This window comes from Paenirhodobacter sp. (genome assembly GCF_047600745.1).
In the GTDB taxonomy this organism is placed as follows: Bacteria; Pseudomonadota; Alphaproteobacteria; order Rhodobacterales; family Rhodobacteraceae; genus Rhodobacter.
On the sequence record NZ_JASGKI010000004.1, the window covers coordinates 1,647,775 to 1,671,817 of the forward strand.

Below are 24,043 nucleotides of genomic sequence, written 5' to 3' on the forward strand. Positions count from 1 at the left end.
CACGCCCGGCGCGCGCTGTCAGCCGGCACCGATCAGCGTGCCCGCGAGGAAAACTAGAACGCCGCCGATCACCACCTGCACCACGGCGCGCAGGAAAGGGGTTTCCATGTATCTGTTCTGGATCCAGGCGATCAGCCAGAGTTCGACGAAGACCACCATGACCGCCACCATCGTCGCGGTCCAGAAATCCGCGATCAGATAGGGCAGCGCATGGCCAAGCCCCCCCGCCGCCGTCATCAGCCCGGAGGCAAGCCCGCGCTTGATCGGGCTGCCACGGCCCGAGATCACGCCATCGTCATGCGCGGCTTCGGTGAAGCCCATCGAAATCCCCGCCCCCACCGCCGAAGCCAGCCCCACCAGCAGCGTGGTATGGCTGTTCTGCGTCGCGAAAGCGGTGGCGAAGATCGGCGCGAGGGTGGACACCGACCCATCCATCAACCCCGCCAGCCCCGGCTGCACCCAGGTCAGGATGAACTGCCGATAGGCGGCGCGGTTTTCCTCGTCCCTTGCATCATGGGTAAGGTTCGTGGCCTCCAGTTCCTCGGCCCGCTTTTCGTGATCCTGCTCCGCCTCGGCCAGATCGCCCAGAAGCTTGCGCGTCGCCGCATCCTGCGTGTGCTGCGCGGCATGGATGTAGAAACTGGCCGCATCGCGTTCCATCGCCTCGGCCTCGGCCCGGATCTTGTCGAGCGAGAGATTCGCCGCGAGCCAGACCGGCTTGCGCGCGTAATACCCCGCCACATGTTCGCGCCGGATCAGCGGGATCACCTCGCCGAACCGGGCCTGATGACGCTCGATCAGCATGCGGCGGTGTTCGTCCTCCTCGGCCGCCATGCCCTCGAAAACCGCCGCCGTGGCCGGATACTGCACCCGCAGGCGCTCCGCGTAGGTGCGATAGATCCGGGCGTCATCCTCCTCGGATGAAATCGCCAGCGCGAGCACTTCCTGTTCGCTGAGATCGGAGAAACGGCGGCGCGCGGCGAGGGCGGAGAACATCGGGATACCTAGAATTTAGAACAGTTCTAAACTAGACCCTTCGCCAGGCAGTTTCAATGCCGCGCGGATGAAACCGCCCACGCAACAGGGCGCCGATCGAAGACAGGCGGCGGGGTTCCTTCCGCAAACCTGCGGGGGACCGAAGGGGTCAGTGCCCGGAGCGCGCCCGTTCCAGCTCTGCGCGCAGTTCCGTCGCCTCGCGCCGGGCCACGCGCAGGCCGTCCATCGCGGCACGCAATTCCGCCTCGGTCTGCGCGAGCTGGTTGCCCAGGGCGCCCTCCCGGCTTTCCAGATAGGCCAGCGCCTCGTCGCGGCCCTCCTCGGCCTCGTGCAGGGCCTGCGCCATCTGCTCCAGTTCGCCCATATCCGCCTTCGACACCCGCGTCAGCCGGTGCATCAGCCAACAGGCGAACCAGCCCAGACAGAAGAACAGGAACAGGATGATCGCGGTGGCGGTGATGAATTCGGTGCGGTTCATATCGGTCCTCGGCTCAGGGCTGGGTCTGGAGCCCGTCGGGGCGCTGTTCGGGTTGGGCGGGGGACTCCTGCGCCGGGGCGACGGGAATCGCGATCGCCGGATCCTGCTCGGGCGGAAGCTCGCCCTCCTCGCCCATCGGCGCCCCGGTCGGTTCATCCTCCCTGGGGTTTTCGGGCGGGTCCGCGGGCGGCGGGGTCACCACGGGGTTCGCGTCGAGCAGGACGAATTCGATCCGCCGGTTCTCCTCGCGCCCGGCTTCGGTCTTGTTGTCGGCGATCGGCTGGGTCTCGCCATAGCCTTTCGCGGTCAGGTTGCCGGTCAGCACGCGCCGTTCGGCCAGCCCCGCCAGAACGGCATCCGCCCGGCTCTGGCTGAGCGCGAGGTTCATTTCGTCGCGGCCCTGGCTGTCGGTATGACCCGCGATCTCCATGCCGAAATCCTCGCAATCCTTCATCGCGGCGGCCAGCGCATCCATCGTGCCGCTGGTGCCCTTGTCGATGACGGCGGAGCCGGGCTCGAAGGTGATCTTGCGCGCCTTGAGCACGCCGTTCAGCCGCTCGACACATTCCGGCCCGTCCGGCAGGCCCAGAACCGGATCCAGCCGCCGGTCATAGCGGATCGAGAGCGAGATCGGCGCATCCTCTCCCAGCCGATGCGCCAGCAGGCGCGCGACGGTATCCGAGGCCTGCGGATTACCGGTGACGCCGCTGACCCGCACGAGGTCGGGCGTGACGGTGACCGATCCCCGCGACAGCGCAGCCAGCGCCTCCAGCGCGGCCATCGTCCGCACCTGCCAGCCGTTCGGCAAGGTTTCGTCCAGCCGCGTCGCGCCCCGGACAGCATCCGCGCCGAACCGTGCCCGCGCCAGACTTTCGAGCGCCGTGCGCGCCCGCGCATCGGGCAGGCGGCCGCGCAGATCGACCTTGCCATCCTCGCCGCGCAGCGCCGAAAACTGCGGCTGGGCGGTGGCTTCCTGCTCCGGCTTTTCGTGTTCGGCCTTCAGCGAGAACACCGCGGGCAGGTTCGATTCCAGCCTGCCGACCGTATCGTCATAGACCTCGGCGGCAACCGAGGGCGCGGCCACCAGGCTGATGTCCGCATCGGAAAAGGTCAGCGTGCCCTGCCCCATCCCCTTCAGCGCGCCGAGCGCCATCACCACCGCATCCGCCCATTGCGGCGAGGGCGTGCCCATGCCGATGGTGCAGCCCTGCGCGCCCTCGGCCCCGGCCTCGCGCGCGGCGGTCAGAATCCGGTCGCGGGCGCGCTCGGTATCGGCGGAACAGGCGTCGAAACGCGCGCCCTCCCCGTCGATCACGAAGCGCAGGGTGAAGGGGGTGATCACCGGGCGCGGCGCCGAAATCTCGGGCGCGAGTTCCAGATCGGCGGGGCGGCGACGGGCGAGCGCGGTTTCGATCCGCACCTTGTCCGCCGGGCTGTCAGCGATCGCCTGCACCGCGACCCGTCCCGGATCGACGGAAATCTTCGAGCGCGGCAGCGTGCGGATCGTCTCCAGCCCGAAGTTCATCGCCCGGTCCCAACCGGCGGGGGCCGGGTAATCGGCGGTCTCCAGCATATCGACAACCGTCCCCCCGATCGCGGCGCGCAGCGAAGCGACCAGCTTTTCGCGGTCGGTCGTGGCGGGCACCAGCCCGATCAGCGAAATCCCGTCATCGTTGCGCAGCATCTCAAGCGAAAATTCCGGCGGCGCGGCGGTCTGCGTGTTCTCGACATCGGTATTGTCGACGATTCGGTTCGAATTCGACCACGGTTCCGGCGCGGGTGATGGCGCGGAAACGTTCGGCCTCCGAAGGCGCGGTGCCGAGCAGGATCGCCTGCAAGCCATCGGTCTGCACCTCGACCCAGCTATGGCCATAGGTCTCCATCGCCAGTTGCAGCGCCTTGCGGGAGCGCACCTCGATCACCGTCGATGCGCCCCCCGCCACAAAGGCCGCGATGACGGCGGCGGAGGCGAAAGCGACGGTGGTCAGGATCTTCGTGCGGGCGCTCATGCGTCGGGGCTCCTCACGGCCGTTCAGGTTCCGGACGTCTTAAGCGGGCCGACGGCAGGGGGCAATCACACGATCGCGGCAACGGCGAGAATCAGCGCAGCGATCAGCCCGGCATCGCGGTTCGCGCGGAACAGCCTCAGGCAGGTGTCCGGGTTGTCGATATCGAGCCGGGTCATCTGCCACACCAGATGCGCACCAAAGGCCAGCGGTGCCAGCGCCGCCACCCACAGCCCCGGCCCCGCCGGCACCGCCAGGAACACCGCCAGCTCCATCAGCAGGACGGAAACCACCAGGAACCCCGCCAGCCATTGCGGCGTCTTTTCGGCAAACAGCCGGGCGGTGGATTTCACCCCGATCAGCACGTCGTCTTCCTTGTCCTGATGGGCATAGATCGTATCGTAGAACAGCGTCCAGATCAGGCCCGACAGCCACAGCACCGTGGCGGGCCAGCCCAGCGACCCCTTGTGCGCCGCCCAGAGCAGCAGCGCCCCCCAGTTGAAGGCGATGCCGAGGAACACCTGCGGCCACCAGGTGAACCGCTTGGCAAAGGGATAGACCGCCACCGGGATCAGCGAGGCCACGCCAAGCCAGATCGCCGCCGCGTTGAAGCTGAACAGGATCAGCGCCGAGACCAGCGCCTGCGCCACCAGCCAGCCGAGCGCCTGTTTCACCGACACCTGCCCCGAGGGGATCGGCCGCGAGCGGGTGCGCGCCACGCCCGCGTCAATGTCGCGGTCGGTGATGTCGTTCCAGGTGCAGCCCGCCCCGCGCATCAGAAACGCGCCCGCGGCGGAGCCGATAACCAGCCACAGATCCACCCACCGCGGCGCATCGGATGCCGCCGCCAGCGCGATCCCCCACCAGCAGGGCAAAAGCAGCAGCCAGGTGCCGATCGGCCGGTCCGCGCGGCTCAGCCGCAGATAGGGCCGCGTTGCGGGCGGGGCCAGCCGGTCCACCCAATTGCCGCGAACCGCATCGGCCACGGTGCCCTCTGGCGTTTGACGGGTGCCTTGCATAACCTGCGCCTCATGGAACGTGCCAAGATCAGACTTCATGTAGACCACCCCCTGCGCCCGGGGCAAGCCGTGCCTTTGACGCCGGATCAGGCGCATTACCTGTTCGCGGTGATGCGCGAAGGGGTGGGCACGCGCGTCGCGCTGTTCAACGGGCGCGATGGCGAATGGACCGCCGAAGTGGCGGCGGCGGCGAAGAAGGGCGGCACGCTCGCCTGTCTGGAACAGGCCGCGCCGCAGTTGGACCCGCCGGACCTGTGGCTGCTTTTCGCGCCGATCAAGAAGGAGCGCACCGATTTCATCGTCGAAAAGGCGGCGGAGTTGGGCTGTGCGCGGATCGTGCCGGTGCAGACGGAGTTCACCAATTCGCAGCGGATCCGGCAGGACCGGCTACAGGCCCATGCGCTGGAGGCGGCGGAGCAATGCCTGGGCACCTATGTCCCCGAAGTCACCGACCTGACCCCGCTGCGGCGGCTGATCGCCGGATGGGATCCGGCACGGCGGATCCTGTGGGCGGATGAAAGCCTTGCCGGTCCGGCGGAAACGCTGGCGGGGCTGGCGCCGGGGCCATGGGCGGTGCTGATCGGGCCGGAGGGCGGGTTTTCCGAAACGGAACGCACCTGGCTGCGGGGGTTGGAGTTCGTCACGCCGGTGTCGCTCGGCCCCCGGATCCTGCGGGCGGATACGGCGGCCTGCGCGGCGATCACGCTGTGGCAGGCGGCGCTTGGGGATTGGCGCTGATGCGGCCCGAGCTGCGCGCCGCGCTGCACCGCCATGGCGAGACGATCGCGGCGGGGCTGACGGCGGCGCTCGGCATCTGGATCGCGGTGCTGGGCGGGTGGTTCCTGCTGGCGGTGGGGCTGTGCCTGACCATGGTCGCGCTGGTCTGGGGCGCCACCGCGCTACGCCGGACCCGGTTCAGCCGCCCGGTCACCGATCCCGGTCTGGTCGAGGTGGACGAACGCCGGATCGCCTATTTCGGCGCGGGGGCGGCGCTTGGCGGGCATGTCGCGCTCGATGATCTGAGCGAGATCCGGATGCTGCGGCTGCGCTCGGCCCGCTACTGGCGGCTGAAGACCGGGGACGGGCAGGCAATCCTGATCCCGACCGGCGCTTCGGGGGCGGAGAGCCTGTTCGACGCCTTCGCCAGCCTGCCCGGCATCGACATGCGCCGCCTCGCCGACGCATTGGAACGCGAAGAGGTCGCACAGAGCCTGTGGAGCCGTCCCGGGCCGGGCCATCTTGACAGGGACGCACGATAGCGCCACCTGTGGGCGCCACAACCAAGCGAGGGCACATGTCCATTCCCCAGCAGGGCGGCGGCCCGATCGAGCGGTTCGAGCAACTGGCCGAGTATATCGCCTCGGGCGAGAAACCCGCACAGGACTGGCGGATCGGCACCGAGCATGAGAAATTCGGCTACGATGCCCGGACCCTGCTGCCCCTGCCCTATGAAGGCGCGACCTCGGTGCGCGCCATGCTCGAAGGGCTGCGCGACAGGTTCGGCTGGGAGCCGGTGCTGGAGCAGGGCCATATCATCGGCCTGACCCGCGACGGCGCGAATGTCAGCCTGGAACCCGGCGGGCAGCTCGAACTGTCGGGCGCGCCGCTTGAGACGATCCACGAGACGAATGCCGAACTGGGCCGGCATCTGCGCGAGGTGGCGGCGATTGGCGATCCGCTCGGGGCGAAGTTCCTCGGCCTTGGCGCGGCACCGATCTGGACGCAGGACCAGATGCCGATGATGCCGAAGGGTCGCTACCGGCTGATGACGGATTACATGGACCGCGTTGGCACCATGGGCAAGACGATGATGTATCGCACCTGCACGGTGCAGGTGAATCTCGACTATGCCTCCGAGGCGGACATGGTGAAGAAGATGCGCGTCGCGCTGGCCTTGCAGCCGGTGGCGACGGCGCTGTTCGCCAATTCGCCCTTCCTCGACGGCCAGCCGAACGGCTTCCGGTCGTGGCGCGGGAATGTGTGGCAGAACCTCGACGCTGCGCGCACCGGCATGCTGCCCTTCCTGTTCGAAGACGGCGCGGGATATGAGCGCTATGTGGATTATGTTCTCGATGTGCCGATGTATTTCGTCTACCGTGACGGGAAATATATCGACGCGCTCGGGCAGTCGTTCCGCGATTTCCTGAAGGGCGAACTCCCCGCCCTGCCCGGCGAAAAGCCGACGCTTTCGGATTGGGCGGACCACATGACCACCGTCTTCCCCGAGGCGCGGGTGAAGAAATACATCGAGATGCGCGGCGCCGATGGCGGCTCGTGGCGGCGTCTGGTGGCGCTTCCGGCGTTCTGGGTCGGGCTGATGTATGACGGCGGCGCGCTGGATGCGGCCTGGGATCTGGTGAAGGGCTGGGATGCGGAAACGCGCGAGGGCCTGCGCCGGGTCGCGGCGAAACAGGCGCTGGCCGGAGAGGCGAACGGCGTGCGGATGCGTGACCTCGCGGCACAGGCGGTAGAGATCGCGCGGGCCGGTCTGGTGGCGCGGGGCCGCGCGGATGGCGTGATCGCGGATGAAAGCTGTTTCCTGGATCCGGTGGCCGAATCGCTGGCATCGGGCCGCACCCCGGCGGACGAACTCCTTGCCCGCTACGAAGGCGACTGGCAGGGCGATCTGTCCCGGATCTACGGCGATTACAGCTACTGAGCCGGGCCGAAGCGATTCGGCTCGCGCGGGGCGTCGGGCGCCCTCTGGGTGAAGAAGACCAGCAGGATCAGCGACCCGATCAGCGGGATCAGCGTGATGAACAGCCAGCCGCCGGAGCGGTTGGTGTCATGCAGCCGCCGCACGCCCACCGAGATCGAAGGCAGCAGGCAGACCAGCGTGAAGATCGTCCCCAGCGGGCCGCCGTTGCTGGCGTAATAGGCGAATCCGGTGCCGGTGACGAAGGTGCCGGAGCCGAAGATCATCCGGTCCAGCGCCGCGCAGACGATCTGGCCCAGAAAAATGAACAGCATGAACCACCAGAATTCCGACCGTGGCGCGCGGCCCCGGAAGGTGGCGAAATCGCGGAAACATTTGCGAACGGCGTCCTGAAAACCCATGGTGAACTCCTTTGCGCCATCAGGCGCCGGAGGGCCGCGAAAATCAACCCTTCTGGCCAATCCTCGGTTCGCGCCCCTGGGCGATGCGCTGGATGTTGCTCCGGTGGCGCCAGAAGATCAGCACCGCCATGATCGTCAAAAGCGGCATCAGCTCGCGGTGGCCGAGCATCATCGCCAGCGGCACCGAAGCCGCCGCCGCGACCAGCGCCGAGAGCGACGACAGCCGCGACACCACCGCCGTCAGCAGCCAGGCGAGACAGGCCGCGACCCCCACCGGCCAGGCCAGCGCCAGGAGCGTGCCGAGGAAGGTCGCCACCCCCTTGCCGCCGCGAAAGCCGAGCCAGACCGGATAGAGATGCCCGATGAAGGCCGCCCCGCCCGCAATGGCCGCCGCCATCTCGTTGCCGAGGAGCGCACGCGCGAGCCACACCGCCACCGCGCCCTTCGCCCCGTCGAGAATCAGCGTCGCCAGCGCGGCGGCCTTGTTGCCGGTGCGCAGCACATTCGTCGCGCCGATATTGCCCGAACCGATCTGGCGCAGATCCCCAAGCCCCAGCATCCGTGTGAGCACGACGCCAAAAGGAATGGAGCCGAGCAGATAGCCCAGCACCGCCACCGCGGCCAGAATGATGGCCCCGCTCTCTGCCCCCGGCATGTTTGCCTCGTTTTATTTGTTGTTGTTATTGTATACCTGCACGCCCGCGACGATCGTGGCAAGAACCTTTCCTTGCATCCGGGCGCCGTCGAAGGGGGTATTCTTCGATTTTGAATGCAGCGCGAAACGGTCCAGCACGAAGGGCGCGTCCGGATCGAACAGCACCAGATCCGCCGGCGCCCCCGCCTCCAGCCGCCCCTGCGGCAGGCCGAGCCGCCGCGCCGGGTTGAGCGACAGCGCCCGGAACAGCTGCGGCAGGCTCAGATGCCCCGCATGGACCAGCTGCAGCGCGGCGGGCAGCAGCGTCTCCAGCCCGACGGCCCCGGCGGCGGCTTCCTCGAACGGCAGCCGCTTCGATTCCTCATCCGCCGGGGTGTGCATCGAACAGATCACGTCGACCAGCCCCGAGGCCACCGCCGCGATCACCGCCAGCCGGTCCTGTTCCGCGCGCAGGGGCGGGGTCAACTTGAAGAAGGTGCGGTAATCGCCCACGTCGAATTCGTTCAGCGTCAGGTGATGGACCGACACCCCCGCCGTCACATCGAGCCCCGCCGCCTTCGCCCGTTCCAGCGCGGGCAGCGCGGCGGCGGCGGTGACCTGATCGGCGTGGTAGCGCACGCCCGTCATCTCGACCAGCGCGAGGTCACGCTCCAGCCCCATCCGTTCAGCCATCGGGCTGACCCCCGGCAGGCCGCGCAGCGCGGCGAACTTGCCCGAGGTCACCGCCGCGCCATGGCTCAGCCCCGGCTCCTGCGGATGGCCGACGACCAGCGCCCCGCAGGCCCGCGCATAGGTGAAGGCGCGGCTCAGCACCTTGGCATCGGTCGCGACATGATCCACATCGGTAAAGGCGATCGCCCCCGCATCCATCAGGAAGCCGATCTCGGTCATCTCGCGCCCGGCGCGGCCCTTGGTGAGCGCGGCCATGTGGCGGATGTTCACCTGCGCCTCGCCCGCCCGCCGGGTGACGAATTCGAGCGATTCGGGCGCGTCGATGGCGGGCAGCGTATCGGGCCGCGCGATGATGGTGGTCACGCCCCCCGCCGCCGCCGCGAGGCTGGCGGAGCGGAAGCTCTCCTTGTGGCGCTCGCCCGGCTCGCCGATCTTCACACCCCAATCGACGATCCCGGGCGCGAGGCACATGCCGCCGCAGTCGATCACCCCCGCGCCCTCGGGCACTTCGGTCAGCCCGACTTCGCGGATCAGGCCGTCCTCCACCAGCAGATTGCCGCGCGTTTCCGTCTGCGCGGCGGGGTCGATCAGGCGGGCGTTTGCAAGGAACAGGGTCATGGATTCGCCTTCTGGATGCCACGGATCAGCGAGCGCACCTGAGCCGCGTCGTGGATATGGTTGAATGCAAACAGGACCGGCTCATCCGCACGGTCCCGGCTGGTCCTGACACGGACCCGGAGGGTGACGGAGGTCTCCGTCGCGCTGAGCGGCATCTGCGCGGTGATTTCCTCGCGCCGGACCCGGGGGGTCGCGCCCGGGCGGACGAGCGCTTCATAGGCGGCGCGGTCGGTCAGCAGGTAATGGCGATAGCCGATGTCGCGCCGGGGTGGCTGAAATGCCCGCACGATCTGCATGGCGCAAAGCACGACCATCGCCATGCCGAGCACCTTTTGCGGAAACTCGCCCTCGCGCAGCAGAAGCCCCATGCCCAGCACGACACCGAGCGCGAACAGCGCCAGCATCAGCGGCGGCCATTTGCGCCCGATCTCCCGCGCCAGCGCCGGATCCGGCGCGCCGAACCACAGGACCGTTTCGCCCGGCCCGATGATTCCCTGCCAGAAGGCGGGCGGCTCCCGGCGGGGCGGTTCGCGGCGCACCGAAGGGATCTCCGTGCCACGGTCCAGCTGAACCGGGTCTTCGTCGCGCAGCGCATCCTTGTCCGGCCTGTCGCTCACGGGCGGCCTCAGATCAATGTGCCCACGGCCGCCCGGCCGCGTTCCACGCGCAGGTTCTGCGCCAGAAGGTCCATGACCGCCATCCGCACGGCAACGCCCATCTCCACCTGTTCCTGGATCACCGAGCGGGTGATGTCGTCGGCGATGGTGCCGTCGATCTCCACCCCGCGGTTCATCGGGCCGGGGTGCATCACGATCGCATCGGGTTTGGCATGCGAGAAGCTTTTCGGCATCGAGCCCGTAGCGGAAGAAATATTCGCGTTCGGAGGGGATGAAGCCGCCGTCCATCCGTTCCTTTTGCAGCCGCAGCATCATCACCACATCGGCGCCCTTCAGCCCCGCGCGCATGTCGTCCGTGACCTCGACCCCGAATTCGGAGATCCCCGAGGGCATCAGCGTCGGCGGCCCGACCAGACGGATGCGGTTCTCCATCTTGCCCAGAAGCAGCATGTTCGACCGCGCCACCCGGCTATGCGCGACATCGCCGCAGATCGCCACGGTCAGCCCCTGGATCCGGCCCTTGGCGCGGCGAATCGTCAGCGCATCCAGAAGCGCCTGCGTCGGATGTTCATGCTTGCCGTCGCCCGCATTGACCACCGCGCAGTTCACCTTCTGCGCCAGCAGGTCCACCGCCCCCGACGACGCATGCCGCACCACCAGCAGATCCGGGTGCATCGCGTTCAGAGTCAGCGCGGTGTCGATCAGCGTCTCGCCCTTCTTCACGCTGGAAGTCTGCATCGACATGTTCATCACATCGGCGCCCAGACGCTTGCCCGCGAGTTCAAAGCTCGACTGCGTGCGGGTCGAGTTTTCAAAGAACATGTTGATCTGGGTCAGCCCCGCCAGCGCATCGGTGCGCTTCACCGTCCGCCGGTTCAGTTCGACGTAACGGTCGGCGAGGTCGAGAACGGTCACGATCTCCTCCGGCGCCAGATGTTCGATGCCCAGAAGATGCCGCGCGCGGAACGCCATGACCTGCCCCCGATGTTGTCCGCGCGCGTTATGACAAACGGGCGGGCGCGCGTCCAGCGGCTTTACCCGGCGCGCGGCGCGGCATAGGGTCTGCGCCATGACGCCCGACACCGATCTTGACCCAGATGCCGCCCGCGCCGCGCTCGAATGGCTGATCGAGCTGGGCGTGGATGCGGCCGTGGGCGATGCGCCGGTCGATGCCTATGCGCTGCCCGATCATCTGGCCGTGCCAAAACCCGCCGCCCCGGCCCCGGTGGCGGAGGTGACGGATCCGGTGGCGGTGGCGCGCGGTGCGGCCAATGCGGCGAAAACGCTGGACGATCTGCGCGATGCGGTCACCGCCTTCGACCTGTGCGAGCTGAAGAAGGGCGCGCGCAACACCGTCTTTGCCGATGGCAATCCAAAGGCGCGGGTGATGATCATCGGCGAAGCCCCGGGCCGGGACGAAGACCTTCAGGGCAAGCCCTTCGTCGGCCGGGCGGGGCAGTTGCTCGACCGGATGTTCGCCGCGATCGGCCTGTCGCGCACCACGCCGGACCCGGACCGGGCGTTCTACATCACCAACGTTTTACCCTGGCGCCCGCCCGGCAACCGCGATCCGGAACCCGCCGAGATCGCGATGCTGCTGCCGTTCCTGCAACGCCATGTGGAACTCGCCGATCCGGATGTGCTGGTGCTGATGGGGAATGCGGCCTGCACCGCGGCGCTTGGTCAGCGCGGAATCCTGCGGCTGCGCGGCAAATGGGCCGAGGCGTTCGGGCGCCCCGCCCTGCCGATGACCCACCCCGCCTATCTGCTGCGCCAGCCGCAGGCGAAGCGCGAGGCCTGGGCGGATCTGCTGTCGCTGCGCGCGCGGCTGGACCGGCTGGCCTAGCGGCGGGTGCGCTTCACCTTGCGCGCGACGCCGCGTTCGCGCGCCTTGAGCGCCGCCATCCGCCGCCCGGGTTTGAAGCCCTTGCGCTTGCCCTTGCCCGGCGCGGGCATCGTGGCGCCCTCGACCTCCAGCAGTTCGAGTTCGAGCCCCCCGGTCAGCGGCACCGCCTCCGCCAGACGCACCCGCACCCGTTGCCCGATGCCGATCACCATGCCGCTGTCGGCGCCGACAAGCTGTTGGTTGTCCGGATCGAAATGGAAGAATTCCCGCCCGATCGAACGCACCGGAATCAGCCCGTCCGCCCCGGTTTCATCAAGCTTCACGAAGGCGCCGAACTTCTGCACCCCGCTGATCCGGCCCGCGAATTCCGCCCCGACCCGCTCCGACAGATAGGCCGCCAGATAGCGGTCCGTGGTGTCGCGCTCCGCCGTCATGCTGCGCCGTTCGGTGTCCGAAATATGCTGCGCGGTCTCGTCCAGCATCTCGATATCCGCCGGGCTGAGCCCGTCCTTGCCCCAGTGATGGCCAAGAATCAGCGCCCGATGCACGATCAGGTCGGAATAGCGCCGGATCGGGCTGGTGAAATGGGCATAGGACCGCAGCGCCAGCCCGAAATGGCCAAGGTTGTTCGGCGCGTAATAGGCCTGCGTCATCGCCCGCAGGGTGGAAATGTTCAGCAGGTCGTCGAACTCCGACCCCTCCGCCTGCGCCAGAAGCCGGTTCAGATGCGCGGTCTTGAGCACCTGCCCCTTGGCAAGCGTGAAGCCCGAAGCCTGCGCCACCTCGCGCAGCGATTCGATCTTGTCGGGGCTCGGCTCTTCGTGGACGCGATAAAGCAGCGGGCGGCGCAGCCGTTCCAGCTCCTCCGCCGCCGCCACATTGGCGAGCACCATGAATTCCTCGATCAGCCGGTGGGCATCCAGCCGCTCCTTGAACCGGACGGAGGCGACCTTGCCATCCTCGCCGATCACGATCTGCCGCTCCGGCAGGTCGAGGTCCAGCGGCTGCCGCGCCGCCCGCGCCCGGGTCAGCGCATCGTAACAGGCGTAAAGCGGCGCGATCACCTCCGCCATGAGCGGTTCGCATTGCGCGTCCGGCCGGCCATCCTGCGCCGCCTGCACCTGACCATATTCCAGCGACGCGACCGACCGGATCATGCCGCGCGTGAACCGATGGCCGATCTTGTTGCCCGCCGAGCCGATCTTCATCCGCACCGCGATCACCGGGCGGCTGACGCCTTCGTGCAGCGAACACAGGTCGCCCGACAGCCGGTCGGGCAGCATCGGCACCACGCGATCCGGGAAATAGGTGGAATTGCCACGCTTGCGCGCCTCCCGGTCCAGCGCGGAGCCGGGCGTGACGTAATGCGCCACATCGGCAATGGCGACCCAGAGCAGGAACCCGCCCTCGTTCGCCGGATCGTCATCCGGGATCACCAGACAGGCGTCGTCATGGTCGCGCGCATCACCCGGGTCGATGGTGACGAAGGGCAGAGCGGTCAGGTCTTCGCGATGGTCGAACGGCGCGGGCCGCGCGGCATCGGCTTCGGTCATCACCGTATCGGGGAAATCGTCGGGGATGCCGTGCTGATGGATCGCGATCAACGAGACCGCGCGCGGTGCCGTCGGATCGCCCAGCCGCTCCACCACCCGCGCGCGGGGCAGGCCAAGCCGCCCCTTCGGGCCCTGCTGCTCGGCCTCGACCAATTCGCCATCGCGCGCGTCGAGCGTGGCGCCCGGCGGGATCAGCCATTCCTTGCTGTCGCCCTTGTCGATCGGCAGGATGCGCCCGCCCTCCGCCGTCTTGCGGAAGATGCCGACGATCTTTTGCGCCGACTGGCCGATCACCCGGATCAGCCGCGCCTCGTAACCGGTGCCGACCTCGGTCATCCGCGCCAGGATCCGGTCGCCTTCGCCAAGCGCCGGATCGCCCTTCTTCGGCACGATCAGGATCGACGGGCCTTCACCCTCGCCCTCCCATTCCAGCGCCTGTGCCCAGAGGTCGCCCGACCCGTCCGGCCCCGTCACCCGCAGCACGGAGACCGGTGGCAGCTTCGTCGCATCGCGGAAGCTGCGGCGGCGCTTCTCCACCAGGCCATCCTCGGCCATCTCCCGCAGGAGGCGCTTCAGCTCGATCTTCGCCGCGCCCTTGATGCCGAAGGCCTTGGCGATGTCACGTTTCGCCCCGGCGCCGGGATGATCGGCGAGCCAGGCGAGGATCTGTTCCTTGGTGGGGATCTGGTTCATGGCCCCTGCCTACCACGCCCGCGCGGGCTTTCCTAGCGGGCCGGATCACCCGGCGAAATAGTCCCGCAGGATCCGGGCGTAAATCGCCTTCAGCCGGATGATCTGCGCCACCTCGACCTGTTCATCGACCTTGTGCATCGTCTTGCCGCACAGCCCGAATTCCAGCACCGGGCAATGGTCCTTGACGAAGCGCGCGTCCGAAGTGCCGCCCGAGGTGGAGAGTTCCGGCGCCACCCCGGTTTCCGCCTGCACCGCGCGCGCGACCAGATCGACGAAGGCGCCGGGCGGGGTCAGGAAGCTTCTCGCCCGAAATCTCGCCGCGCAGGGTGAAGGTGACGCCCGTCTCCGCCGTGACGGCATCGGCCAGACCCTGCGCCCAGCGGATCAGCCCGGCGCCGTCATGGGCATCGTTGAAGCGGATGTTCACCGTGGCCGTGGCCCGCGCCGGGATCACGTTGTTCGCCGGATTGCCGCAGTCGATCGTGGTGACCTGAAGGGTCGTCGCGTCGAAATGCGCGGTGCCGGTGTCGAGCGGCTCATCCGTCATCCGCGACAACAGGCCGATCAGCGCATGGAGCGGGTTCTTCGCCCGGTGCGGATAGGCGGCATGGCCCTGCACACCCTGCGCCGCGATGTAGAGCGTGACCGAGCCACGCCGCCCGATCTTCATCATGTCGCCCAGGGTTTGCTGGCTGGTGGGTTCACCGACGAGGCAGACCGACATCGCCTCCCCCTCCTGCGCCATCCAGTCGAGCAGCGCGCGGGTGCCGTCGCGGCCCGGGCCCTCCTCGTCGCCGGTCAGGGTCAGGATGATCGCACCCTCGGGCGGGGTCTCGCGCACGAAATCCACCGCCGCCGCGACAAAGGCCGCGACGCCCGTCTTCATGTCGGTCGCGCCGCGCCCCCACAGGATACCCTCCGCGATCTCGCCGCCGAAGGGGTCGTGGCTCCAGTCCGCCGGATCGCCCACCGGCACTACATCGGTATGACCGTTGAAACCGAAGGTCTTCGCCCCCTTCGCGCCCCAGCGGGCGAAGAGGTTAGGCACGCCGTTGCGGTCCACCCGCGTGCAGGCGAACCCCACAGCGGAGAGTTCCGCCGCCAGAAGGGCAAGCGCGCCGCCCTCCTCGGGCGTGACGGAGGGGCAGCGGATCAGGCGGGCGGAAAGGTCCACGGGGTCGAGCGTCATCGAAAGCTCCTGCGTTTGCGCAAGGCTTAGACGCATCTTTCCCCGAAATCCATGGCGGCGGCGAGGGCCGGGGCGGAAATTTCCCCGGCCCATGCCCCTGCGGCTCAGGCCTCGACCTTGCCGTGTTCCACTTCGCGGGTTTCGCGGGGCGGACGGCCGATCACGTCGCGCAAAGCGTCGAGTTCGATGAAATTGTCGGCCTGACGGCGCAGCTCATCCGCGATCATCGGCGGCTGCGACCGGATCGTCGACACCACCGAAACGCGCACGCCCGCGCGTTGCAGCGCCTCGACCAGCGGGCGGAAGTCGCCATCGCCCGAGAACAGCACCGCATGATCCAGCCGCGGCGCGAGTTCCATCGCATCCACCGCAAGCTCGATGTCCATGTTGCCCTTCACCTTCCGGCGGCCCATCGCATCGGTGTATTCCTTCGCGGGCTTCGTCACCATCGCATAGCCGTTGTAATGCAGCCAGTCGACCAGCGGCCGGATCGGGGAATATTCGTCGTTCTCCAACAGGGCCGTGTAGTAGAAGGCCCGCACCAGCTTGCCGCGGCGCTCGAATTCCTGTCTGAGAAGTTTGTAGTCGATATCGAACCCGAGCGCCTTCGCAGCCGCATAGAGGTTCGATCCGTCGATGAACAGCGCAAGCCGTTCGTCCTTGTAAAACATAGGGTGTTCCTTTCACCGGCCTTGCGGCCGGGATCAAGAGCGGTTCGTGAGTGGTTGTGACGCCGACATCAATTGCCTAATACGTCACGCTGCCCATTAATCCGTCGGGGCGGATAAGAGTATAGTGTGAAGTGGACTGAATTCATCGCAGGCATGTTATGGGTAACATAATCCTGATTGCTCTGGGGGCAAACCTCCCGTCTTCGTTCGGTTTTCCGGCCCGGACGATTGCCGCCGCCCTTGAGCGACTTTCCGCCGAAGGGCTTTCCGTCCTGGCCGCGAGCCGGTTTTACCGCTCCCCGGCCTTCCCCGCCGGGTCGGGTCCGGACTATGTGAACGCCTGCGCCCGGATCGCCGCTCCGGGGATGGCGGCGGGCGCGGTCCTGGACGCGCTGCACCGGGTCGAGGGTGACTTCGGCCGGGTGCGCAGCGGGCGCTGGCAGGCGCGCGGGATCGACCTAGACCTGATCGCCTTCGGGCAGGAGGTGCTGCCCGGACCGGAGGGCTGGCGGCACTGGGCCGCGCTGCCGCCGGAACGCCAGTTGCAAGAGGCGCCGCAGCAGCCCATTGTGCCGCATCCGCGGATGCACGAGCGCGGTTTCGTGCTGATTCCCCTGGCCGAGATCGCGCCCGGCTGGCGTCATCCCGTGCTGGGGCAGACTGTCGCCGAACTGGCCGACATGCTGCCGGAGGCCGAAAAACGGGCGCTGGTGCCGCTTGACGCGCCGTTCAGCGAAGATTGAGCGCTTGTCAAGGGGCGCCGCAGGGAATACACAGGCGGCTCACACCTCCCATGTCTGACTGGAGATGCCGATGGCCCGCGTGACGGTTGAAGATTGCGTTGACAAGGTTCCGAACCGCTTCGAGCTGGTGATGCTGGCCGCGCACCGGGCGCGCGAGATCGCCGCCGGCGGCGCGATCACCGTGGACCGCGACAACGACAAGAACCCCGTCGTCGCGCTGCGCGAAATCGCCGAGGAAACCCAGTTGACCGATGACCTGCGCGAGCGGCTGATCGAATCGAACCAGACGCAGATCGAGGTCGATGAACCCGAAGAAGATTCGATGGCCCTGCTGATGTCCGGGGATGTGGATCGTCCGAAGGCCGACGACATGGACGAGGAGCGTATGCTGCGCGCGCTCATGGACGCGCAGGGCCGCGATTGAGAAGCGCGCGGGGCCACCGCTGATGATCGACGTCGAAGACCTGATCGCGCTGGTCCGCAATTACAATCCGCATACGGATGCCGACCTGATCCGCCGGGCCTATGCCTACGGCATGAAGATGCACGAGGGGCAGTTCCGGCAATCGGGCGAGAGCTATTTCACCCATCCCGTGGCGGTGGCGGCGATCCTGACGGAGCAGCGTCTGGACGATGCGACCATCGTCACCGCGCTGTTGCACGACACGATCGAAGACACCCGCTCGACCTATTCCGAGGTCGAGGGACTGTTTGGCCATGACGTGGCCGAACTGGTCGATGGCGTCACCAAGCTGACCAACCTGCAACTGGCCTCGACCGCCTCGAAACAGGCCGAGAACTTCCGCAAGCTGCTGATGGCGATGTCGAAGGACCTGCGGGTGCTTCTGGTCAAGCTCGCCGACCGGCTGCACAACATGCGCACGATCAAGTCGATGCGCGCGGAAAAGCAGGTGCAGAAGGCGCGCGAGACGATGGAGATCTTCGCGCCGCTGGCCGGGCGGATGGGCATGCAGTGGATGCGCGAGGAACTGGAGGATCTGTCCTTCAAGGTTCTCAACCCCGAGGCGCGGACCTCGATCATCCGCCGCTTCGTGTCGCTGCAAAAGGAATCGGGGGATGTGATCTCGAAGATCACTGCCGACATCCGCACCCTGCTGGAAAAGGCCGGTATCGACGCCGATGTGTTCGGCCGCGCGAAACGCCCCTATTCGATCTGGCGCAAGATGGAGGAGAAGCAGCTCGCCTTCTCCCGCCTGTCGGACATCTACGGCTTCCGCATCATCACCGGCACGGTCGAGGAATGCTATACCGTGCTGGGCCTCGTCCATGGCCGCTGGCGCGCGGTGCCGGGGCGGTTCAAGGATTACATCAGCCAGCCGAAGACCAACGGCTACCGCTCGATCCACACCACCGTCACCGGGCGCGACGGCAAACGGGTGGAGATCCAGATCCGCACCCGGCAGATGAACGAGGTGGCCGAGGCGGGCGTGGCCGCGCATTGGTCCTACAAGGACGGCGAACCGGCGGAGAACCCCTTTGCGGTGGATCCGGCGAAATGGCTCGCCTCGCTGACCGAACGGTTCGCGGAGGGCGACCACGACGAGTTTCTCGAAAACGTGAAGCTCGAAATGTATTCCGATCAGGTCTTCTGCTTCACGCCGAAGGGCGACGTGATCAAGCTGCCGAAGGGTGCGACGCCGATCGACTACGGCTATGCGATCCACACCCGGATCGGCAACAGCTGCGTCGGCGCCAAGGTCGACGGGATCCGCGTGCCGCTCTGGACCCGGCTGAAGAACGGCCAGTCGGTCGAGATCATCACCGCCGCCGGGCAGCGCCCGCAGGCGACCTGGCTCGACATCGTGCAGACCGGGCGGGCGAAGGCCGCGATCCGCAAATCCCTGCGCGAGGAGGACCGCTCGCGCTTCGTCAAGCTGGGGGCGGAACTGGCGCGGGTGGCATTCGAACATGTCGGGCGCAAGGTCTCGGACAAGGCGCTGCGCACCGCGGCGAAGACGATGGGCCTGCCGGACGAGACGGAACTGCTGGCGCGGCTGGGCTCTGCGGAACTGACGGCGCGCGACATGGTGGCGGTGCTTTATCCGGAACTGGCGAAGAAGCCCGGTCTGGTGACGATCAAGCCCGAACAGGCGGTGCTGGGCCTTGAGGCCGACCAGAGTTTCCGCCGCGCGGATTGTTGTCAGCCACTGCCGGGCGAGCGGATCGTCGGCATCACCTATCGCGGCAAGGGCGTGGTGGTCCATGCGATCGACTGCCCCGCGCTGGAGGAATTCGAGGATCAGCCCGAACGCTGGGTCGATCTGCACTGGCAGCCGGGGGAGCATCCACCGGTCTATACCGCCTCGCTCAAGGTGACGATCTCGAACGACGCCGGGGTTCTGGGCCATATCTGCACCCTGATCGGGCATCAGAAGGCGAATATCTCCGACCTGCATTTCATGGATCGGAAGCCCGACTTTTATTCGATTGTTGTCGAAGTCGAGCTAAGGGATGTGGAGCACCTTCACACATTGTTGACGGCCCTTGAAGCCGAGAGCGATGTTGCGCAGGTCGAGAGATGGCGGGATATTTCACGCAAGCCCTGAGGCGATCCCTTCGCCGCCGGGCGGAAGGATGGTTGTGGTATTCAAGCGGCGCGATAGACGGCCCCTTCCGGTGGCCCTGCGCGAGGCCCTGTGGCCCCGCGGTGGCTGGTCGCGCGCGCTGTCCTATCTGCGGCTGCGGCTGAACCGCCTGCCGGACCGGCCGGAGCGGATCGCGCGGGGGATCTTCGTGGGGATCCTGGTGTCGTTCACGCCGCTGTTCGGGGCGCATTTCCTGCTGGCGGCGGGGCTGGCCTGGGTGCTGCGCGGCAATCTCGTCGCGGCGCTGCTGGCGACCTTCGTCGGCAATCCGCTGACCTTTCCGCTGATCGCGCTGAGTTCGATCCGGCTCGGGCACTGGCTCCTGGGCAGCCGCTATGCGCCGGCGCAGGTCGAGGGGCTGAGCGCCACCTTCTCCGGCGCCTTTGGCGACCTTGGCCACAACCTGATGGCGCTGTTCACCGGGGACACGCCGCATTGGGCCGGGCTGGAACGGTTCTTCGAGGGGCTGTTCCTGCCCTATCTGGTGGGCGGGCTCGCGGTGGGCACGGTGTGCGGGCTGCTGGGCTACGGTCTTGCCCTGCCGCTGATCTCGGCCTATCAAAACCGGCGTCGTGCCCGGCTGCGGGCGCGGCTCGATGCGGCGCGGGCCCGGATTGCCGCGTCCTGACCCCCGTTCCGTGCCTTCGACCGGAGACCGAGAATGCCCCATCCCATCCGTCTTGGTGTGAATATCGACCACGTTGCCACGCTGCGCAACGCGCGCGGCACGGCCTATCCTTCGCCGCTGCGCGCGGCGAAGCTGGCCGAAGCCGCCGGAGCGCAGGGCATCACCGCCCATCTGCGCGAAGACCGCCGCCATATCCGCGATGCCGACATGGCGGAGCTGAAGGCCGGGCTGAGAATCCCGCTGAATTTCGAGATGGCGCCGACGGATGAAATGGCCCGGATCGCGCTGGCCACCCGGCCCCATGCCTGCTGCCTGGTGCCGGAGCGGCGCGAGGAGGTGACCACCGAGGGCGGGCTGGACGTGGCAACCGATGCCGCGCGGCTGACCGATTATGTGGGCGCGCTGGCACAGGCCGGGATCCGCGTGTCGATGTTCATCGGCCACGACCCGGCGCAGATCGAGGCTTCGGCCGCAGTGGGTGCGCAGGTGGTGGAACTGCATACCGGGCGCTATTGCGACCTGCATTATGAAGGCCGCTTTGCCGAACGCGACCTGGAGCTGGATGCCCTGCGCGCGGGCGCGGCCTATGCCCGCTCGCTCGGGCTGGAGGTCCATGCGGGCCATGGGCTGACCTTTGAGACCGTTGCCCCGGTCGCCGCGATCCCGGAAATCCGCGAGTTGAACATCGGCCATTTCCTGATCGCGGAAGCGGTATTCCTCGGGCTGAAGGACGCGATCATCCAGATGCGCGCGCTGATGGATACGGCACGATGATCCTCGGCATCGGCAGCGACCTGTGCAACATCGAGCGGATCGCGGAAACGCTCGACCGGTTCGGCGACCGCTTCCGCACCCGGGTCTTCACCGACACGGAAATCGCCAAGGCGGAGCGGCGCGCGGACAAGGCCGGCACCTATGCGAAACGCTGGGCTGCGAAGGAGGCCTGTTCCAAGGCGCTCGGCACCGGGCTCAGGATGGGGATTTCGTGGAAGGACATGGGGGTGACGAATCTGCCCACCGGACAGCCGGTCATGGCGCTCTCCGGCTGGGCGGCGGAACGGCTGCGGCAGATGACGCCCGCGGGGCACGAGGCGGTCGTTCACGTCACATTGACCGACGATCACCCCTGGGCACAGGCCTTCGTGGTGATCGAGGCGCGTCCGATTCCTTGACTTGTGCGTCCCCCCGCGCCAAGGAAGGCAGAATTCTATGAAAAGGCGGATCATGGCCCAAAAATCCGAAAGCGGCATCGTCGAGACGTTCAAGACCATCTTCTGGGCGCTGCTGATCGCGGGCGTGTTCCGCACGCTGTTCTTCCAGCCGTTCTGGATCCCGTCGGGGTCGATGAAGGACACGTTGCTGATCGGCGACTTCCTGTTCGTCAACAAGATGGCCTATGGCTATTCGCGCTATTCCTGCCCGTTCTCCTCGTCCACGTTCAGCCCCTGCCCGATCGAGGGGCGGCTGTTCGGGTCGGAGCCGCAGCGCGGCGACGTGGTGGTGTTCCGCCATCCGACGAAGAATGTCGATTTCATCAAGCGGCTGATCGGCCTGCCGGGCGACCGGATCCAGATGGTCAACGGCGTGCTGAACATCAACGGCACGCCGATCAAGATCGCCGATGGCGGCACCTTCGAGGAGATCAAGGAGCCGCAGGGCTCGCAGGGCCTGATGCCGCGCTGCACGAACGATCCGGTGGGCCTCGGCGGCACCTGCATCAAGCAACGCCAGCTTGAAACCCTGCCCGGCAACACGCCCAATGATCCGCCGGTGACCCATTCGACGCTGAACATCACCGATGCTTGGGTGGTGGACAACACGCCCGTCTTCACCGTGCCCGAAGGCGAATATTTCTTCATGGGCGACAACCGCGACAATTCCGAGGACAGCCGCTTCCCGGCGGCGGCGGGGGGCCTTGGCTTCGTGCCGAAGGAAATGCTGGTCGGGCGGGCGGATCGGGTGATCTTCTCCTCGGCGGGCAAGTCGCTGTTCTACTTCTGGACCTGGCGGGCGGACCGCTTCTTCAAGGCGATCCAGTGAAGGTCGGCGCCGACATAGACGCCTTCATGACCCGGCTCGGACATCGGTTCGAGAAGCCCGAACTGCTGCTGCGCGCGCTGACCCACAGTTCGATCGGCTCGGCGACACGGCCCGACAACCAGCGGCTGGAATTTCTGGGCGACCGGGTTCTGGGCCTGTCGATGGCAGAGGCGCTGTTCAAGGCCGACCGGGCCGCCTCCGAAGGCCAGTTGGCGCCGCGGTTCAACGCGCTGGTGCGCAAGGAGACCTGCGCCGATGTCGCGCGGCAGATCGATCTGGGCGCGGTGCTGAAGCTCGGCCGGTCGGAAATGATGTCGGGCGGGCGCCGCAAGGAGGCACTGCTCGGCGATGCGATGGAGGCGGTGATCGCCGCCGTCTATCTGGACGCCGGGTTCGAGGTGGCGCGCGGGCTGGTGCTGCGGCTCTGGGGCGCGCGGATAGATCAGGTCGAGGAAGACGCCCGCGATGCGAAGACCGCGTTGCAGGAATGGGCACAGGGCCGTGGCCTGCCGCCGCCCGGCTATGAGACGATCGCGCGTGAGGGGCCGGACCATGCACCCGTCTTCACCATCGAGGTGCGGCTCGCCTCGGGCGAGAGCGAACGCGCCAAGGCCGGGGCCAAGCGCCAGGCCGAGCAATCCGCCGCCGCAGCGCTGCTGAAACGCCTGGAGGGCACGCCATGACCGAGACCACACGCGCCGGATTCGTCGCCCTGATCGGCGAGCCGAATGCCGGGAAATCGACGCTGCTGAATGCGATGGTGGGGGCGAAGGTCTCGATCGTCACGCATAAGGTACAAACCACGCGGGCGCGGATCCGGGGCGTCTGCATGGCGGACCGGACGCAGATCGTCTTCGTCGACACGCCGGGCATCTTCCGGCCCCGGCGCCGGCTGGACCGCGCGATGGTCACGGCGGCCTGGGGCGGGGCTTCGGATGCCGATATCGTCGTGCTGCTGATCGAGGCGCACCGCGGCCTGACCGAGGGGGCGAAGGCGATCATCGCGGCGCTGAAGGCGCGGGAGGGCACGCAGCCCGTCGCGCTGGCGATCAACAAGATCGACAAGCTGCCCGCGGAACGTCTGCTCGCGCTGGCGCATGAGGCGAACGAGGCCTATCCTTTCGTCAAGACCTTCATGATTTCCGCCGAAAAGGGCTATGGCGTCGCGGATCTGCGCGACTGGCTGGCGGGCGAACTGCCGGTGGGCCCGTGGTATTACCCCGAGGATCAGATCGCCGACCTGCCGATGCGCCAGATCGCGGCGGAAATCACGCGCGAGAAGCTGACCCTGCGTCTGCATGAGGAACTGCCCTATCAACTGACGGTGGAGACCGAGAAATGGGAGGACCGCAAGGACGGCTCCACCCGGATCGACCAGCTGATCTATGTGATGCGCGAGGGCCACAAGGGCATCGTTCTGGGCAAGGGCGGCGAGACGATCAAGGCGATCTCCACCGCCGCCCGTGCCGAGATGGCGGAATTCCTGGGCCGTCCGGTGCATCTGTTCCTACAGGTGAAGGTGCGGCCGAACTGGCTTGAGGAAGCCGAGCGCTATTCGGAAATGGGGCTCGACTTCAAGGACGGCGACTGATGCAGGCCCGGCTTGCCACCGATCTGTGGGTGCGGGCCTATCTGAAACGGCTGGAACTGGCGCATATCCCGGCCTATGTCACCGCGCATGGCGATGCGACCTCGGGTGCGGTGATGGTGAAATGCGCGACGCTCGACGGGCGGGCCGCGCTGTGGGAACATGGCTATGACCTGACCACGGGCACGCGGCTCTGGCGTGTGCTGCATGACGGGCCGGAGGCCGAGATCGACGCTTCGATCCGCAGGCAGCGCGGGTTTGATCCCGACCTCTGGGTGGTGGAGATCGAATCGCGCAGCGGGCGGACGCTGCTGGACGAACCGGGGCTGTCGTGAGCATTCCGGCTCCGGGTCTGGCCGGGGAGGATG

The 24,043-nt window shown here is 67.5% G+C and carries 24 protein-coding genes and 3 pseudogenes; 14 read left to right on the forward strand and 13 right to left on the reverse strand.

The features are described from left to right. Positions 1-18 precede the first annotated feature (18 nt). The 5 genes from mbfA to ubiA form a co-directional block, all read right to left on the reverse strand. A complete protein-coding gene (mbfA, locus tag QM789_RS16750; protein ID WP_420352972.1) occupies positions 19-996 on the reverse strand; it encodes an iron exporter MbfA in 978 nt (325 codons plus the stop codon). 148 nt (positions 997-1,144) lie between these two features. Beyond that, the gene (locus QM789_RS16755; RefSeq protein WP_420352973.1) at positions 1,145-1,474 is read right to left on the reverse strand and encodes a hypothetical protein; all 330 of its coding nucleotides are present in this window, start codon (positions 1,472-1,474) and stop codon (positions 1,145-1,147) included. 13 nt (positions 1,475-1,487) lie between these two features. Continuing rightward, positions 1,488-3,158 carry an OmpA family protein gene (locus QM789_RS16760; RefSeq protein WP_420352974.1) on the reverse strand — a complete coding sequence of 557 codons (1,671 nt, stop codon included), beginning with the start codon at positions 3,156-3,158 and terminating at the stop codon, positions 1,488-1,490. Between the two features lies 1 nt (position 3,159). After that, positions 3,160-3,483, reverse strand: coding sequence for a hypothetical protein (locus QM789_RS16765; protein WP_420352975.1), 324 nt, complete (start codon positions 3,481-3,483; stop codon positions 3,160-3,162). A gap of 65 nt (positions 3,484-3,548) precedes the next feature. Beyond that, entirely contained in the window at positions 3,549-4,499 is a 951-nt protein-coding gene (gene ubiA / locus QM789_RS16770; protein ID WP_420352976.1) for a 4-hydroxybenzoate octaprenyltransferase, read from the reverse strand. 12 nt (positions 4,500-4,511) lie between these two features. On the opposite strand from ubiA, the gene QM789_RS16775 reads away from it, so the two are divergent. The 3 genes from QM789_RS16775 to QM789_RS16785 are packed head-to-tail and all read left to right on the forward strand — an operon-like array spanning position 4,512 to position 7,158. Next, positions 4,512-5,237 carry a 16S rRNA (uracil(1498)-N(3))-methyltransferase gene (locus tag QM789_RS16775; RefSeq protein ID WP_420352977.1) on the forward strand — a complete coding sequence of 242 codons (726 nt, stop codon included), beginning with the start codon at positions 4,512-4,514 and terminating at the stop codon, positions 5,235-5,237. Then, the gene (locus QM789_RS16780; protein ID WP_420352978.1) at positions 5,237-5,758 is read left to right on the forward strand and encodes a hypothetical protein; all 522 of its coding nucleotides are present in this window, start codon (positions 5,237-5,239) and stop codon (positions 5,756-5,758) included. Before QM789_RS16775 ends, QM789_RS16780 begins: the two co-directional genes overlap by 1 nt. 35 nt (positions 5,759-5,793) lie before the next feature. Further along, complete coding sequence (locus QM789_RS16785; protein WP_420352979.1) at positions 5,794-7,158, forward strand: glutamate--cysteine ligase; 1,365 nt, start codon at positions 5,794-5,796, stop codon at positions 7,156-7,158. On the opposite strand, the gene QM789_RS16790 is transcribed toward QM789_RS16785, so the two are convergent. The 5 genes and pseudogenes from QM789_RS16790 to QM789_RS16810 all read right to left on the reverse strand — a co-directional run bounded on the left by QM789_RS16790 (position 7,152) and on the right by QM789_RS16810 (position 11,090). After that, positions 7,152-7,556 (reverse strand): DUF805 domain-containing protein, encoded by a 405-nt coding sequence (locus QM789_RS16790; protein ID WP_420352980.1) that lies wholly within the window; start codon positions 7,554-7,556, stop codon positions 7,152-7,154. The genes QM789_RS16785 and QM789_RS16790 overlap by 7 nt on opposite strands. 43 nt (positions 7,557-7,599) lie before the next feature. Further along, complete coding sequence (gene plsY / locus QM789_RS16795) at positions 7,600-8,211, reverse strand: glycerol-3-phosphate 1-O-acyltransferase PlsY (protein ID WP_420352981.1); 612 nt, start codon at positions 8,209-8,211, stop codon at positions 7,600-7,602. Between the two features lie 12 nt (positions 8,212-8,223). Further along, positions 8,224-9,501 (reverse strand): dihydroorotase, encoded by a 1,278-nt coding sequence (gene pyrC, locus QM789_RS16800; RefSeq protein ID WP_420352982.1) that lies wholly within the window; start codon positions 9,499-9,501, stop codon positions 8,224-8,226. Then, positions 9,498-10,118 carry a hypothetical protein gene (locus QM789_RS16805; RefSeq protein WP_420352983.1) on the reverse strand — a complete coding sequence of 207 codons (621 nt, stop codon included), beginning with the start codon at positions 10,116-10,118 and terminating at the stop codon, positions 9,498-9,500. The genes pyrC and QM789_RS16805 overlap by 4 nt, the downstream gene beginning before the upstream one ends. Before the next feature lie 8 nt (positions 10,119-10,126). Continuing rightward, positions 10,127-11,090, reverse strand: a pseudogene (locus QM789_RS16810) (aspartate carbamoyltransferase catalytic subunit). 97 nt (positions 11,091-11,187) lie between these two features. Between QM789_RS16810 and QM789_RS16815 the strand changes: the two are divergent. Further along, entirely contained in the window at positions 11,188-11,964 is a 777-nt protein-coding gene (locus QM789_RS16815) for a uracil-DNA glycosylase (protein WP_420352984.1), read from the forward strand. Here QM789_RS16815 and rnr read toward each other — a convergent pair. The 3 genes and pseudogenes from rnr to QM789_RS16830 form a co-directional block, all read right to left on the reverse strand. Further along, positions 11,961-14,210: a ribonuclease R gene (gene rnr, locus QM789_RS16820; protein ID WP_420352985.1), complete on the reverse strand. Its 2,250-nt coding sequence runs from the start codon at positions 14,208-14,210 to the stop codon at positions 11,961-11,963. The two genes, QM789_RS16815 and rnr, sit on opposite strands and share 4 nt — an antisense overlap. Positions 14,211-14,255: 45 nt before the next feature. After that, positions 14,256-15,399: pseudogene (gene dapE, locus QM789_RS16825) on the reverse strand (succinyl-diaminopimelate desuccinylase). A 104-nt stretch (positions 15,400-15,503) separates the two neighbouring features. Beyond that, positions 15,504-16,070, reverse strand: coding sequence for an NYN domain-containing protein (locus tag QM789_RS16830; protein WP_420352986.1), 567 nt, complete (start codon positions 16,068-16,070; stop codon positions 15,504-15,506). A 158-nt stretch (positions 16,071-16,228) separates the two neighbouring features. On the opposite strand from QM789_RS16830, the gene folK reads away from it, so the two are divergent. The 10 genes and pseudogenes from folK (at position 16,229) to QM789_RS16880 (ending at position 24,010) form a co-directional block, all read left to right on the forward strand. Then, on the forward strand, positions 16,229-16,813 hold the full coding sequence (gene folK / locus QM789_RS16835; RefSeq protein ID WP_420352987.1) for a 2-amino-4-hydroxy-6-hydroxymethyldihydropteridine diphosphokinase: 585 nt from the start codon (positions 16,229-16,231) through the stop codon (positions 16,811-16,813). Positions 16,814-16,883: 70 nt separating this feature from the next. Continuing rightward, the gene (gene rpoZ / locus QM789_RS16840) at positions 16,884-17,237 is read left to right on the forward strand and encodes a DNA-directed RNA polymerase subunit omega (protein ID WP_420352988.1); all 354 of its coding nucleotides are present in this window, start codon (positions 16,884-16,886) and stop codon (positions 17,235-17,237) included. Between the two features lie 22 nt (positions 17,238-17,259). Then, positions 17,260-19,380, forward strand: a complete 2,121-nt coding sequence (locus QM789_RS16845) for a RelA/SpoT family protein (protein ID WP_420352989.1) — start codon at positions 17,260-17,262, stop codon at positions 19,378-19,380. Between the two features lie 28 nt (positions 19,381-19,408). After that, entirely contained in the window at positions 19,409-20,047 is a 639-nt protein-coding gene (locus tag QM789_RS16850) for a DUF2062 domain-containing protein (RefSeq protein ID WP_420352990.1), read from the forward strand. 33 nt (positions 20,048-20,080) lie between these two features. After that, positions 20,081-20,821 carry a pyridoxine 5'-phosphate synthase gene (locus tag QM789_RS16855; protein WP_420352991.1) on the forward strand — a complete coding sequence of 247 codons (741 nt, stop codon included), beginning with the start codon at positions 20,081-20,083 and terminating at the stop codon, positions 20,819-20,821. Next, the gene (gene acpS, locus QM789_RS16860; RefSeq protein WP_420352992.1) at positions 20,818-21,219 is read left to right on the forward strand and encodes a holo-ACP synthase; all 402 of its coding nucleotides are present in this window, start codon (positions 20,818-20,820) and stop codon (positions 21,217-21,219) included. The genes QM789_RS16855 and acpS overlap by 4 nt, the downstream gene beginning before the upstream one ends. A gap of 52 nt (positions 21,220-21,271) precedes the next feature. Further along, the gene (gene lepB / locus QM789_RS16865) at positions 21,272-22,087 is read left to right on the forward strand and encodes a signal peptidase I (RefSeq protein WP_420352993.1); all 816 of its coding nucleotides are present in this window, start codon (positions 21,272-21,274) and stop codon (positions 22,085-22,087) included. After that, positions 22,084-22,771: pseudogene (gene rnc / locus QM789_RS16870) on the forward strand (ribonuclease III); the annotation flags it as partial. The gene lepB and the pseudogene rnc, both read left to right, overlap by 4 nt. Then, complete coding sequence (gene era, locus QM789_RS16875) at positions 22,767-23,678, forward strand: GTPase Era (RefSeq protein WP_420352994.1); 912 nt, start codon at positions 22,767-22,769, stop codon at positions 23,676-23,678. The pseudogene rnc and the gene era, both read left to right, overlap by 5 nt. Next, a complete protein-coding gene (locus QM789_RS16880) occupies positions 23,678-24,010 on the forward strand; it encodes a DUF1491 family protein (RefSeq protein ID WP_420352995.1) in 333 nt (110 codons plus the stop codon). Before era ends, QM789_RS16880 begins: the two co-directional genes overlap by 1 nt. The last annotated feature ends 33 nt before the right edge of the window (positions 24,011-24,043 follow it).